This window comes from Chryseobacterium artocarpi (assembly GCF_001684975.1).
Taxonomy (GTDB): Bacteria; Bacteroidota; Bacteroidia; order Flavobacteriales; family Weeksellaceae; genus Chryseobacterium; species Chryseobacterium artocarpi.
In genome coordinates this window covers 744,236-757,498 of sequence record NZ_MAYH01000023.1, presented here as the reverse complement: position 1 = coordinate 757,498, position 13,263 = coordinate 744,236, and the positions used below count along the sequence as shown (strand labels likewise).

Annotated in this window: 13 protein-coding genes; 8 read left to right on the top strand and 5 right to left on the bottom strand. The window is 34.0% G+C overall.

Annotated features, from left to right (window positions below; genetic code table 11):
- Positions 1 to 9: 9 nt before the first annotated feature.
- Positions 10 to 1,530 carry a glucose-6-phosphate dehydrogenase gene (gene zwf / locus BBI01_RS11445; RefSeq protein WP_065394779.1) on the top strand — a complete coding sequence of 507 codons (1,521 nt, stop codon included), beginning with the start codon at positions 10 to 12 and terminating at the stop codon, positions 1,528 to 1,530.
- Entirely contained in the window at positions 1,523 to 2,251 is a 729-nt protein-coding gene (gene pgl, locus BBI01_RS11440) for a 6-phosphogluconolactonase (protein WP_065394778.1), read from the top strand. Before zwf ends, pgl begins: the two co-directional genes overlap by 8 nt.
- Positions 2,252 to 2,823: 572 nt before the next feature.
- On the opposite strand, the gene BBI01_RS11430 is transcribed toward pgl, so the two are convergent.
- Positions 2,824 to 3,372, bottom strand: a complete 549-nt coding sequence (locus BBI01_RS11430) for a hypothetical protein (RefSeq protein WP_065394776.1) — start codon at positions 3,370 to 3,372, stop codon at positions 2,824 to 2,826.
- Positions 3,373 to 3,374: 2 nt separating this feature from the next.
- Positions 3,375 to 4,043: a DUF6973 domain-containing protein gene (locus BBI01_RS11425; RefSeq protein ID WP_065394775.1), complete on the bottom strand. Its 669-nt coding sequence runs from the start codon at positions 4,041 to 4,043 to the stop codon at positions 3,375 to 3,377.
- A 386-nt stretch (positions 4,044 to 4,429) separates the two neighbouring features.
- Here BBI01_RS11425 and BBI01_RS11420 point away from each other — a divergent pair, with 386 nt between their 5' ends.
- Entirely contained in the window at positions 4,430 to 5,377 is a 948-nt protein-coding gene (locus BBI01_RS11420; protein ID WP_065394774.1) for a hypothetical protein, read from the top strand.
- Positions 5,378 to 5,443: 66 nt separating this feature from the next.
- On the opposite strand, the gene BBI01_RS11415 is transcribed toward BBI01_RS11420, so the two are convergent.
- From BBI01_RS11415 to BBI01_RS22805, 3 genes are all read right to left on the bottom strand, one after another.
- Complete coding sequence (locus tag BBI01_RS11415) at positions 5,444 to 6,763, bottom strand: aspartate kinase (RefSeq protein WP_065394773.1); 1,320 nt, start codon at positions 6,761 to 6,763, stop codon at positions 5,444 to 5,446.
- 345 nt (positions 6,764 to 7,108) lie between these two features.
- On the bottom strand, positions 7,109 to 7,255 hold the full coding sequence (locus BBI01_RS22810) for a bacteriocin-like protein (protein ID WP_165602241.1): 147 nt from the start codon (positions 7,253 to 7,255) through the stop codon (positions 7,109 to 7,111).
- 28 nt (positions 7,256 to 7,283) lie between these two features.
- Positions 7,284 to 7,427 carry a bacteriocin-like protein gene (locus BBI01_RS22805; RefSeq protein ID WP_165602240.1) on the bottom strand — a complete coding sequence of 48 codons (144 nt, stop codon included), beginning with the start codon at positions 7,425 to 7,427 and terminating at the stop codon, positions 7,284 to 7,286.
- Positions 7,428 to 7,643: 216 nt separating this feature from the next.
- On the opposite strand from BBI01_RS22805, the gene BBI01_RS11410 reads away from it, so the two are divergent.
- The 5 genes from BBI01_RS11410 to BBI01_RS11390 all read left to right on the top strand — a co-directional run bounded on the left by BBI01_RS11410 (position 7,644) and on the right by BBI01_RS11390 (position 13,252).
- Complete coding sequence (locus BBI01_RS11410) at positions 7,644 to 8,012, top strand: VOC family protein (protein WP_065394772.1); 369 nt, start codon at positions 7,644 to 7,646, stop codon at positions 8,010 to 8,012.
- 193 nt (positions 8,013 to 8,205) lie between these two features.
- Positions 8,206 to 8,796, top strand: a complete 591-nt coding sequence (locus BBI01_RS11405) for a hypothetical protein (RefSeq protein WP_065394771.1) — start codon at positions 8,206 to 8,208, stop codon at positions 8,794 to 8,796.
- A gap of 248 nt (positions 8,797 to 9,044) precedes the next feature.
- Positions 9,045 to 10,337 carry a hypothetical protein gene (locus BBI01_RS11400; protein ID WP_065394770.1) on the top strand — a complete coding sequence of 431 codons (1,293 nt, stop codon included), beginning with the start codon at positions 9,045 to 9,047 and terminating at the stop codon, positions 10,335 to 10,337.
- Positions 10,338 to 10,363: 26 nt separating this feature from the next.
- Positions 10,364 to 11,686, top strand: coding sequence for a hypothetical protein (locus tag BBI01_RS11395; RefSeq protein WP_065394769.1), 1,323 nt, complete (start codon positions 10,364 to 10,366; stop codon positions 11,684 to 11,686).
- Between the two features lie 246 nt (positions 11,687 to 11,932).
- On the top strand, positions 11,933 to 13,252 hold the full coding sequence (locus BBI01_RS11390) for an erythromycin esterase family protein (RefSeq protein WP_065394768.1): 1,320 nt from the start codon (positions 11,933 to 11,935) through the stop codon (positions 13,250 to 13,252).
- Positions 13,253 to 13,263: the final 11 nt, after the last annotated feature.

Here is a 13,263-nt window from a genome sequence, read left to right as displayed (position 1 = left end):
ATAAATCGAATGAAAAATAATGATAAAAAGCCAACCTCTATCGTGGTCTTTGGGGCAACGGGGGATTTGGCAAAAAGGAAATTATTTCCTGCATTTTTTAATCTGTTTCTGGAAGGGTGGATGCCTGATGAATTTGAGCTTCTTTCACTGGGAAGAACTGAACATACACAAGAAGAATTCAGAACTTATATCTTAGAAAATATCAAAAATTTCTCAAGGATCAAAAACTTTTCTGAAGAGAAATGGAATGCTTTCAGTCAGAAAATCAGATTTGTACGGTTTGATATTACACAGGAAGAATCTTTTGTTCAATTGAAAAATCAGCTCGATACCATTGATGTAAATTTAGGAACCAGAGCAAATCGTCTTTTTTATCTTTCTGTAGCTCCAAGTTTTATTGAAAAGGTATCGAATAATCTTAAAAAAATAGGGTTGGCAGACAATGTAGATAAGGATCGTATGATTATCGAAAAACCTTTTGGATATGACAAAGAATCTGCTTTAGCCTTGAATAAACTTTTGGCTCAAAACTTTCAGGAAGAACAGATTTACCGTATTGACCACTACCTTGGAAAAGAAAATGTACAGAATATTCTGGCTTTCCGGTTTGGAAACACCATTTTTGAACCTTTGTGGAACAATAAATATATAGATTCTGTGCAGATTACTGTTGCAGAGACAGTAGGAGTTGAAGATAGAGGAGGATATTATGACGGATCGGGAGCACTAAGAGATATGATTCAGAATCACTTAATGCAGATTCTTTGTATGGTTGCTATGGAAGCTCCTATGATTTTTGAATCTACAGAGATCAGAAACAGAAAGGTAGATGTGTTAAAAAGTGTCAGAAGAATTGATCCGGAAGACATAAATCATTATACGGTAAGGGCACAATATACGGCTGGCGAGATTGACGGGCAGCCAAAACAAGGATATTTGCAGGAACCTGGAGTAAACCCACATTCAAATACGGAAACTTATGTTGCTATGAAATTCTATGTTGATAATGAACGATGGAATGGAGTTCCTTTTTATATGCGTACTGGTAAACGTATGTCAGAAAAGGCATCTTCCGTGGTTATCAGTTTTAAAGAAGTTCCGTGTACTACTTTTAATAATGGGATAAATCAATTGCAGCCTAATAAATTAACGATCGATATTCAACCTGAAATGGACATCAAATTGTCATTTATGACCAAAAAGCCAGGGCTTGATATGAAATTAAAACCTGCTGAAATGGTATTCGATTATTTTGAATGCTCACCAGATACACCGGAAGCCTATGAGACCTTATTATTGGATGCTCTTGATGGAGATTCCACTCTGTTTATGCGTTCGGATCAGGTAGAAGAGGCTTGGGACGTGATCGCCAATATTCAGACTGCCTGGGAAAAAGGAAACGTTTCTAAAATGTATACGTATCCAGCCGGAAGTTCAGGACCGGAAGAAGCTGATGAGCTATTGAAAAGACAGGGGCATCATTGGCTTTCTAATTCTCCTATAACTTTGAAAACAGAAATAAATGCTTAATATATTACCAACAAAAGAAGAAATTATAAAAAAAGCTGCAGAACTCTTTGTTACTGCTGCTAATGAAGCAATAAGTAAGAAAGGGAATTTTACAGTTGCATTAACAGGAGGTTCTTCACCGGAAGGATTGTATAAATTGCTGTCGGAAGATCAATATAAAAAACAAATCGACTGGAGCAAAGTTCTCGTTTTTTGGGGTGATGAGAGATGGGTGCCTTTGGATAATGAATTGAGCAATGCTAAAATGTCATATGATACCCTTTTAAATAATGTGCCTGTTCTGCCAGCTCATATTTATCCAATGTATAAAGACGGAACAAAACCAGAGGATTTCGCTTCGGAATACAATACAATTTTGAAAGAGAAACTAGGTGATGATGGGGTAATGGATCTTATTCTTCTTGGAATGGGAGGTGATGGACATACGGCTTCTCTGTTCCCGGGAACTGCTGTATTGGAAGAAAAAGAAAAGTGGGTTTCTGCTTACTACCTTGATGCGCAGCAAATGTATAGAATCACTCTTACGGCTCCTTTTTTAAATAAAGCTAAAAAAATAATTGTGATAACATTTGGTGAAGCTAAAGCTGATGCTTTGAAAGAAGTATTGGAAGGTGAGTACAATCCTTCGCTGTATCCCTCACAGCTATTAAATCCTTCTGAAGGTGAACTTTTATTTTTAGTTGATGAAAAGGCTGCAAAACTTTTAAACGGTAATAATTAATTTTAAAAGTAGTCGAAAACATGGTTACACACCATTTAAAGGATATACAACATAATTCAGAAAGGGCAATTACGCCCTTTCATATTTTTGATTTAGACAAAAATGCTTTAGAGCAGTATAAGGAGCCGCATACAAAAGATCATTTTTGTCTTTTATTCGTCAAAAAAAAGAAAATGAAGCCTTCAGGAACTGAAAGATCTGTATAATGCTTCTTATGAAGGAGAGATTTATCAGAATTAATTAAAAAGCGGCAAGCTACTTTTTGTCGTGCAATGAAAAAAGTTTTTTAAGATAAAAGAGCTGTTCTTTATAACTTGAATCATTTTTCTCTTCCAGCTTCCAGTATTTAATTCACTTTTAGATACCAATTGCAAATCATGACTGTAAAAGAGCTTTGAGAACAATTCACTGAATGAACTGGCATGCCTTCAAATAGAAAACACACTTGGTAATTTACTGGTATCCACGTGAATGTTGTGTTACACGTTGTATAACTACTATGATTTGACAAAAATTCGAAATCCTTCAATTCTAGAGAATTGGAGGATTTTGTTAATTTTTAGTTTATTCTATTATTTAACTTTTACTCCCATTCCATATTTTAAAGCCCATTCCGTTTCTTTATTTTTGTCGTGATAGATCACTGGATAAGTCTCGAAAATAGCTTTTTCTTTAGGTATTTTAGCATACACATTATTGCCGTAATTATTTAATAAATAGATGAAGCTGGATGCTTTAACAGATTTAGCCTGGTCAAGCGTTTTTCGATCTACTGTTCGCCTTTGTGAGATATAGTGTACTACATTATTATTTTTCACAAAAAGTAATATTGCTGTATTTTCATCACCCATGCTAAAGTTATATTCGAACGGGATGGTTATCCCTAAATCCTTTTCCATGCTTTTTTTGCTGTTTATAGCCGATAGAACAATTAAAGTGTCCCATTCAAAACAGTTGACTTCATCCTTTATATTGATAATTTCTCCTATCTTATTTTCTTCATTTACTTTTGGAGATAGCTTTTCTTCCAATTGTATTAAACAATCAGGGGCTGTTTGTCCCCGGCAGGAAAAAATAATGAAAAAAGACAGTGACAGGATATACTTAATTAACTTGTGCATTTCTATGGTTTGGTTTTTATCGAACCGTTAATAACTGCGGTATTAAAATCAAGCTCGAATTTAGGCATATTATCTTCTGGGTTGCCATTTTGTAAGAACCAATTATATCCCCATTCGTTATTATGCAAGTCCATGGCATTCTCAGCAGGAGTTCCCGGATGTTCTGTTTCATGTAATGTATGAAACTGTCTGGCTAAATTAACACCAATATCTGCAGCATCTAACGCAGACCATAGAGCGTGTCTTAAAGCATCTGCTTCATTATTAATACCATTGCCTTTTTCCACAGCAAGGTTGTAATTGCCAATCATTTTTAAAACCCCTAAAGCAGGAACGTGATGTGCTAGAAACGATCTTTCGGCAAGCGTTAATGAAAATATACCTCCAAAAGCATCAGCAGGAACATCATTACTTCCGTTTCCAGCCCCTGTGCCTCCATCAGGTGGACCATCATCACCCCAGATAGGAGGATCATCATCATCCCAAGTAGGTAGATCCGTGTCAGGAGGATTAGTTCCACCATCATCATCTCTGTCGGGGGCAGGAATAATTATTTCAGGGATTTCCGTTTCGCTCTGTCCTCCGGCAAGTCCTCCTTTGAAGGAGTAGAGTTCACTTTCATTCAACAGCTCTAATGTACTATTGAGCTCAACTACTTTCGAGTTTCTCATGTATTTAAAATTTAAAAAATTGATATTAGTTTTTTGTGGACTATCCTGTTTTGCAGGTTTTCCTGATGGAAATTTTGAATAGAAAGAATCGTATAACGTAAAATTGTTGTGAATTTAAAGAAGGTAGTTGTTATTGGTGCTGCGATCAACTGTATTTTTACTGAGAAGTAAATAAAATTACTTCGGGCTATTAAAATTATTATGCATTTCTTCGCTCTCATCAATCGTTACGTTTGCTTTTCGATGTCAAAACTAGAACATAAAAATTGCAGTGGCGTGAATAGATTATGAACATTTTATTAATTGTTAAATAGTGTTTTTTCCTTTCTGGTAGCTTATATTTATCACATTTCCTATCTTTATAAAAACATTTAAAAACTTGAATAATGATGGTTGATCTGCATACAATGACTTTCAGTGATATTGAAAATATATCGGATGAAAAAAACAAAATACTTACTGTTAGAATTGAGGAAAAGGTCGAAATTGAAAAATTAATTACTTTAAATAAAATACTGCTTGAAAAAAAACTTTTGATCTCTGTTATTATAGAGTCGGAGAGTTTTCATTCAGATCATGTGGTTTCAGGAATCCATGTTTTTCAATATTTGTCGAACGTTTCTAAGTTGAAAATATATGTAAGTGATTATGATGAGCCATTAGAAACCTTAAATTTTTTAAAGAACATTCATTATTTAAGTTATCTGGATATTTCAACCCATGCCAAAAAGAACCTCCAGCTTGATGAATTGAAGAGATTTTCTGAACTAAAATATTTCAGCTACCTGTGTGAAGGATTGAGTAAAGAACAATATTCTACTATTAACGCCTTTTCACAAATGGAATGCCTGGCTGTCTATGATTTGAATTTAAAATTGATAAATAATCATCAATTGATACGTGAACTGAGGGTACATCGAAAATTAATTGATCCGGAACTATTCTTAGAAAAGTTTCCCAATCTTGAGAATCTGACTTTAGAAAAGTGTAACGGATTGAATTTTCAAAAAAATATAGCAGTTCAGCCTAATCTGGTCAATGTTTCTTTGAGATATATGAACGAGATTAATGAGATCCCAAAGTTTAAGAATCCGGAAAAAATCAAAAAACTATCACTTTTAGGATTAAAAAATCTGAAATCTATCGATTATATTCAGGAAATGGAAAACTTAGAAGTTCTTGAGATTACCCATATCAGAAATATGAATATAGAAAGTTTTTTAATATTAAAACAATTGAAAAAACTAAAACAGGTATATCTCGTATTTGAAAAAGCCCATCTTAATATTGAATTTGAGAAATTTGCGATTGAAAATAGATTGCCCTTTATCTAAACAGAATGTGATGGCTGATTAAAAAAGAGACTATTCACAAGGAATAATCTCTTTTGAAATGATATCTTAAAACAATCTGTTGTGCAACGATCGTAAAGCTTCAATTTTATAGGTAGACGGAACCAATAATGAAATATTATTCTCACTACCTCCGTAAGAAATCATTCTGATCGGAATGTGTTTTACCGCTTCCGAAACAATTGTAGCATGTCCGTGATTATTCTTTCTGAAATCACCAACAATACAAACAATAGTCTGTTCATGATCAATATCTACAGCTGAGAAAACTTCAAGCTCTTTTAAAATTTCAGGTAGGTATTCCGTCTGATCAATCGTCAATGAAACAGCCACTTCCGAAGTTGTAATCATGTCGATAGGAGTTTTGAAACGCTCAAAAACTTCGAAAACCTTTCTCAGGAAACCATAAGCCATCAGCATACGGGAAGACTGAATACGGATTGCCGTAATACCGTCCTTTGCTGCAATAGCCACAATTTGATTCTGATTGATGCTTTCTCCTGAAATCAAAGTCCCTGGTTTCTGAGGGTTCATCGTGTCCAGTAATCTTACAGGAACATTATATTTTCTTGCAGGGAAAACACTTTGAGGGTGAAGGATTTTAGCTCCAAAATAAGAAAGCTCCGCCGCTTCGTCAAAACTAAGTTTAGCGATAGGTCTTGTATTCTGAACAAATCTTGGGTCATTATTGTGGAAACCATCAATGTCCGTCCAGATCTGAACTTCTTCGACACCTAAAGCTGCTCCAAGCAAAGAAGCCGTATAATCTGAACCTCCTCTTCGCAGATTATCTATTTCGCCCTGAGCATTTCGGCAGATGTAACCTTGTGTAATGAATAAGCTTTCAGCAGGATATTTTGCAATTTCTATACCTGCTTTTTCTCTAATATATTCTACATCCGGTTCATTTTCTTCATCAATAAGCATGAAATCAAGGGCTGATAACAATACGGAAGGAACCCCTGTTTCCTTTAAATGTAAATGGAACAAAGTGGTAGAAATAATTTCTCCCTGAGCCAATATGATACGCTCTTCAGTAGAAGTGAAATTAGAGTTTTCAAAGCTATAAAGAAGCTCGAATATAGTATTGATAAATGTCAAAGCTTCAGCAGCTCCCTGTTCAGTCTTGAATAATTCTGCTACAAATTTTTTATACTTCTCATAAAGCGCATCAAGATGCTTTTTTGCATTTTCCAATTCCTTTCCTGCATACAGCTCTGATAATGTTACCAGATCATTTGTAGTTCCTGAAACTGCCGATAATACTACCAGATGCTGATTCGCTGTCTGAGATTGGATAATAGGCAATAAATGTTCAATTCTTTCCGGGCTTCCCACTGAAGTCCCTCCAAATTTCAATACTTTCATGAATATATAATATTAAATTATTAAAAAAACTTTAAGCAAAAAAAAGGAGCCTGTCGTGATGACAAGCTCCTGATGTATCTGGTTTCTAACCAAAGGAAAATGACTCACGACGTTCGACGTAAGTACTGTTTCTTTCCCTTTTTTAAGTTAGATAAAATCATTTCTTATTTTTTTTTGCACGGCAAATATACATATTTTCATTAAACTCCAGGAAAAAAAATATAATTCCGTGAATTTTTTTTAATAATAGAATACTTAAAAGCTATGAAAATTAGTGTGACTGTCAAATAAAAACCTCAGAATCAGAGATTCCAAGGCTTTTGTTATTGTTCGGATGAGTGAAATTTAGCTTAATATATCACAAGGTGCTACACAAATCACCCAAGGACATCTTTTAATTCCCGGAGGTGGGCAGCATGCTTCAGAGCAAGTTAGAGCTCCTCCGTTAATACTTTTCAATTGATCTCTTGAAATTTTCTTAGAATTTTTCATAATCGAAGTATTACATTAAACTTAGAACTTAAGGCTGGTTTCCACCGCCACATCCGTCATAAGGCATACATTGCCACTTACCACCGATTAAGCATATCTGACCGCCAGGGCAGTTGATACCACCATTAATTGTTTTCATTTCCTGTCTTTCGATTTTCTTTAAATTTTTCATAAAGTTTAGATTTAGTGAATTCGAAATTAATTAATTTTTTCAAACAAAATTGAAATTGCATTAAAAATATTTTAATATGATTGTATATTTAACTTTTGTTATGAATTGGTAAGAATTATTAAGTTTTGACATTGAAAATCTAAGAATCTTGTCATAAGATAAGCCATATACCTGTTCTATTCAATTACTTTGTACTACCAACAAAATCATAAAATTATGACTCCAAAATTTGAAGCTGGAATTAATATTGCAATCAAAATTCCTATAAATAAATACGAAAAAACAGTTTCCTTTTACAGAGATATTTTGAAATTGGAAGTTGAAGAAAAACCAATTGATCATCCTACCGTTTCCAGAACACATGAAGTGAAATTCGGGAATAATATCATCTGGCTTGATTGTGTAGACAATTATACACACTCTGAAACATGGCTTCAGTTGACAGTTCCCAATGTAGATGAAGCAACACAATATTTACGGTCAAGTGGAGTAGAAACCTGTGACGAAATTGAAGAGCTTCCGGAAGGTATGCATTGGATCACAGATCCAGCCGGAACAGTATTTAATGTACAGAAAAACCCATAAGAAAATTATAATTCAGAATAGCATAAAGGAATATTGATGTGAATAGAATCATAGACAATATTTCAGATTATGACTGAAACTGCAAAAAATTACTAGCTGAAATCAGGGATTTTCTTCCAAAATGGCATGATAAAAGAAGTCTTGGTTTATTTTTTGTAAAGACTGTTGTAGTAAAAAACTATTATTAGAAATTATGAAATTTACGTATTGGGGAAAAGGACTTTTAGCTGGTGCAATGGTATTGGCAGTGAGTACAAATTCAGTTTTTGCAAATGAACGTCCCACTGTTTTGATCGAGAACACACAAAATGATTCAGATTCATTAAAGATTGAAAATCTGGCAAAGGAATTAAAAAAAATGAAACCTATTGCTAAGGCTGATTTTAAAGCTAAATTCAAAAAAGAAGTGGCTGGTTTTACATTAACGGAAGTGACTGCTTTTGAAGATAAAGAGACAGGTTCCGGTTCTTATGCTACAGCAAACTATAAAAAAGGAGATAAGAATGTTTATCTGATGGTAACGGATGGCGCTGGTGCAGGAGCAGAGACAGTGAAAACGAACTTGCTTAGTTATCTGGACATAAAAACGACAGAAGAGCCTGGAGATAAAACGAATATCAAACCTTATAAAGGCTGGCAGGTTTTCTTTGATTCAAGTATGTACGAAAGCGATGATATGACAAGCATTCAATATCTGGAAGGAAACAGATTTTCTGTTATTGCATCTGGTAATATGATCTTGATTACAGATTTAAAAGCCTTTTTAGACAATATCAGTTTATAATATAAATATTTTCAAGTATATAGCCCTTACCTTTAGTAGGTTGGGGCTTTTTTGTTTAAAATAAAGATAAAACTGTCGCATGGTTTCCTTCCAAAACTTAAACTTTGTTCTTGCTTACCTATTATAAATCAGTTGTTTATTGTGTAATTTGTTATATTAGCAGTATAAATGTGTTTAAAATGAATGTTTTTCCATATAATTTTAATCACAAAAGCCATTTCCAACATATTAGATGAACCCTGAATGTAATGAGACTTACCATTTTAATAACAGCCGTTTTCGTATTCAATCAAAGTATAAAAGGGCAGCAATCTGTTTCTCAAGACAGTATTTCCGTTTTTTTTGATGAGCTTAAAACAGCTGCACATGCCAATACAGAACTTTGGAGTAAAGATTTATATGGACCAACCATTTTAATCAACCCGGAAAGCAGAATGTTTTTTGCCAATGAACAGGATAGCGCAGGATCTTTACAACCTAATGGAAATATTTATTCAGGTGTTTTACCGGGCAAGATTAATATTGCAAACACGGCAATAGACTGGAATGGAAAAAAATGGGCAATGATCATGCTTCCGCTTTCTCAGAATAAACATAACAGGATCAATTTACTGGCTCACGAGTCATTTCACAGAATTCAGCCATCGTTAGGATTTACATTTAAGAATTCAGATAATAATCACCTTGATCAGAAGGAGGGAAGAATATATCTGCGTTTGGAACTGGAAGCTCTAAAGAAAGCAATTCAGTCACGATCGGAAAAGGAAAAATATCAACATCTTACGAACGCACTTACCTTCAGAAAGTACAGACATCAGTTGTACGAAAATTCTTATAGCTCTGAAAATCAACTGGAATTAAATGAAGGGCTGGCGGAATTTACAGGAGTGATTATCAGCAATAGAAATAAGGCAGACGTTTCAGCGTTCTTTCAGAATGAAATAAATGAATTTTTTAAAAACCCTACGTTTGTACGGTCATTTGCTTATTATACCATTCCTGTTTACGGATATTTACTGTATAATAAAGACAAAAACTGGAATAAAGCGATCTCAGGAAGTACTGATTTGACGGATTATTTCATCAAAGCTTTCAACATTAGCATTCCCAGGGATTTAAAAAAAGCAGTTCAGGGTGCTTCTGTTGCTTATAATGGAAAAAATATACAGAAAGAGGAAGCTGAAAGAGAAGAAAGAACTAAAAAACTGATTGCAGAATATAAGCTGAAATTAATTATTCAACCTCATTTTGAAATCAAGTTTGAAAAAATGAATATCTCTTTTGATCCTAGAAATATTGTTCCCGTAGAAGATAAAGGAACTGTGTATCCCAACATAAGAGTGACGGATCGCTGGGGAATTTTAACTGTAGATAAAGGAGCAGCGCTGATGAGTCCTAATTGGGATAAAATTTCGATTTCAAATCCTGTAAAAACAGAAGTTAAGAAGATTTCCGGTGAAGGCTGGATTCTTGAGCTTACGGACGGTTATACAGTAGGGAAAGATGATGTAACAGGCAACTATAAGCTGATCAAGAACTGATAGGACACCGTGAGATAAAAACAACCATGAAACAATTTACTTTTAAATATCATAATAATAAAGGAGCATTATATGTGCTGTCGTCATTCTTTATTATTCCGCTTGCGGTTATTCTGGGAAGTTTTGCGCTGGTAGAATACAGTTCATGGGCTCTTTGGCTGTTTATTCCTTTAGGAGTAGGTGCCATTGTGTATTGTATGTTCAGATATATCAAAATATCAAAAGACACAGATACAATTACGATAGATAGCGAAGGTTTTAGTTCTAAAAATTATGGTCGGATTCAATATGATGATATTGAAAGTATGCCGTCTTATGGAGGGCTGGGGCAGCCTTTTCCTTCAACAAAAATAAAACTTAAGAACGGAAAAAAATTAGTCTGGAATTTCAATCCTCAAAATCAAAAATCAAAAAGTGACATAGAAACATTTATTGCTTTCAGAAATGAGCTGCTTAGAAATTTGGAAGACAAGGCTGAACAATGTTCAAAAAATGAAGAAAAGCAATCTGAAAACCTATTTGCCAAGCTTGTTCAACAATTGAAAAGTTCAAAAAAACAAAAATATAAATATATTACACTTTCATTGTCTGTTGTTGTTGCTTTGCTTATGGTTGCCCGTACCTGCGGAGAAGATTTCATTCAGAACAAAAGAAAAAGAGAGGCTAAAGAACTTACCAATATGGCACTTAAGATGGAAATTGATTATGAAAGCAACAGGGCGAGGGCACAAAAAATTGCCACAGACTATTCCAGAAAATTTGGACCTGTTTCTCTTTTTACCAATGATCCCAAAGCCAAAATAGAATTTATACCTGAAATAGAAAGTGATCCTTACACTCCGAAAATCAATATTTTTGGATTAAGAAGAGAAGAAGACAATAAAAATCTGGAAAAATATATAAAGAACCCTGATCGTGTAGCTTATCATATGACTGTTGTGAATTCATCCATTGATTTCTTTTCAGTAATGAGTAAAGGTATTTTTACATCAAATAATAGTGATGATATTCCTATTTATTTAACGGTGTACAACCCCAACGAATCACTTCCTGTATCTAAATTTCGTGCAGTGGAAGACACCGTATTCAGACCTATTCATGTAAACACATCTATAAAATTACCCATTAAAGGAAGTCTGACGGAAGATGTCCTGAAAAACATGAACTACGCATCAATCCGTTCTATTCTTTCTCTTTATAAAGGAACATTTTTTTATTTGGCAGCCAAAGATCTGGATGGAATACCTATAGAGCGATTTGAAAAGCTGAAAGAGATCATTACAGCTGATTTTGAAAAGCATGGAATTTCCACCGAGAATTTTCAAACCCAAAGATTCAATGTTCAATAGGATTTGGAGTCGTAAAAGTAAGTATTAATGAAGAAAAAATTATAGTGATCCGTAAGAAATAAAATGGTTGCTATCAATCATAATCCGGGATATTGTGCCCTAAAATAAGATCTCTTTTAATCGTTAGAATTTCAGCTTAGGTTCTCCATTTTTATATTACATAAAGTTATTTTTTTCAATGTATTTCGTTTGTCTTTTATGGATCTTTGATGTATTTTGCAAAAAATTAAATACCAGGAATTATTTATGAGAAAGCTTATGGTGATGGCTCTTTTGCTGTCGGCAGGTCATTTTTCAAATGCACAGTCAAAAACAGACTTTTCAAAACAATATATTGACGAGCTTTACAAAAGCGGCAGCAAAATACGATCTCTTTCCCCGAATGATACAAATTTTAATGATCTTGAAGCTATAGGAAGATCCATTGGTGAAGCAAATTTTGTGTTGCTGGGAGAGCCTAGCCATGGAGATGGTGGTGCCATTCAGATGAAGACAAGATTAGTAAAATATCTTCACGAGAAAAAGGGTTTTGATGTTCTGATGTTTGAAGCTGATCTCTACGCCATTATGTTTGAACTTTCTGATATTAAAGATTTGAATTCGATAGATGTTTCTGCTAAAGAAAATATCTATACATGCTGGACTGAAAGTAAGGTAAGTCAGGATTTATGGACTTATTATAAAAAAGAATTGAAAGGAAACAATCCTATTCTTTTGGGTGGGATAGATTCCCGTCATGCAGGGAATTTTTCAAAAACAAAATTGATCGGAAACCTTACCGATATTGTGAGATCATCCCAGTATAATGTTGATTCAGAAGCGTACAGGAAGTTCGTGAAAGACCTTGAATATATATTACAAAACGAATTTTCTTCCAAAAAGAATGGGGTAGATAAGGATAATTTCAATACTGAGCTCAATAAGATTGAAGAAGCTGTGAAATTCAGTTCAGTAGATCCAAGACAGAGAAACTTATGGCTGATTGAAGTCAATAATATCAGAAACCTTTTTGATTTGATTATTCTTGAAAAAAGCCGTGATATTATGATGGCGGAGAACTTTATTTTCCTTTCAAAATATATTTTCCCCGGAAAAAAAATTATGGTTTGGTCGCATAATAATCACAATGTATTGGATGTTAATACCTATATGTCTTTCAATCCTGAATTTGCCAAACAATGGTATGAAACCGATACTTATAAAGGTTTTACTTATTTTGGAACTGAAATTTACAGAGCATTTAAAGATCAGGTGTATTCATTGGCGATTACTTCGGGAAGCGGAAACTTTTCACCGGCTTTCTTTGGGAAAGATTTTTTTCATGCTGATTTTACTAAAAAAGCCAAGGTTCCTGAATCAAAAGAAGGTTCTTTGGAATGGTATCTGAAAACCAAGAAAACAGACCTTTTATTTATTCCTTTACCGAATGCACAAGGTAAGCCGAGCGGTTACCCATGGTTTTCTTCAAGGCTTTTTGATCTGGGTTTTGAAGCAAAAATGGATTATACATCTTCGTTCAACGGCGTTATTTATATTGATAAAACCGTAGATTTGAATGGACAATAATTAAATCGCTT

What these genes read in the sequence shown, in the direction of transcription:
- BBI01_RS11390 (WP_065394768.1), top strand. Translation starts at nt 11,933, where the DNA reads ATGAGAAAGCTTATGGTGATGGCTCTTTTGCTGTCGGCAGGTCATTTT.
- BBI01_RS11395 (WP_065394769.1), top strand. Translation starts at nt 10,364, where the DNA reads ATGAAACAATTTACTTTTAAATATCATAATAATAAAGGAGCATTATAT.
- BBI01_RS11400 (WP_065394770.1), top strand. Translation starts at nt 9,045, where the DNA reads ATGAGACTTACCATTTTAATAACAGCCGTTTTCGTATTCAATCAAAGT.
- BBI01_RS11420 (WP_065394774.1), top strand. Translation starts at nt 4,430, where the DNA reads ATGATGGTTGATCTGCATACAATGACTTTCAGTGATATTGAAAATATA.
- zwf (WP_065394779.1), top strand. Translation starts at nt 10, where the DNA reads ATGAAAAATAATGATAAAAAGCCAACCTCTATCGTGGTCTTTGGGGCA.
- BBI01_RS11410 (WP_065394772.1), top strand. Translation starts at nt 7,644, where the DNA reads ATGACTCCAAAATTTGAAGCTGGAATTAATATTGCAATCAAAATTCCT.
- BBI01_RS11425 (WP_065394775.1), bottom strand. Translation starts at nt 4,043, where the DNA reads ATGAGAAACTCGAAAGTAGTTGAGCTCAATAGTACATTAGAGCTGTTG.
- pgl (WP_065394778.1), top strand. Translation starts at nt 1,523, where the DNA reads ATGCTTAATATATTACCAACAAAAGAAGAAATTATAAAAAAAGCTGCA.
- BBI01_RS22810 (WP_165602241.1), bottom strand. Translation starts at nt 7,255, where the DNA reads ATGAAAAATTCTAAGAAAATTTCAAGAGATCAATTGAAAAGTATTAAC.
- BBI01_RS11405 (WP_065394771.1), top strand. Translation starts at nt 8,206, where the DNA reads ATGAAATTTACGTATTGGGGAAAAGGACTTTTAGCTGGTGCAATGGTA.
- BBI01_RS11430 (WP_065394776.1), bottom strand. Translation starts at nt 3,372, where the DNA reads ATGCACAAGTTAATTAAGTATATCCTGTCACTGTCTTTTTTCATTATT.
- BBI01_RS22805 (WP_165602240.1), bottom strand. Translation starts at nt 7,427, where the DNA reads ATGAAAAATTTAAAGAAAATCGAAAGACAGGAAATGAAAACAATTAAT.
- BBI01_RS11415 (WP_065394773.1), bottom strand. Translation starts at nt 6,763, where the DNA reads ATGAAAGTATTGAAATTTGGAGGGACTTCAGTGGGAAGCCCGGAAAGA.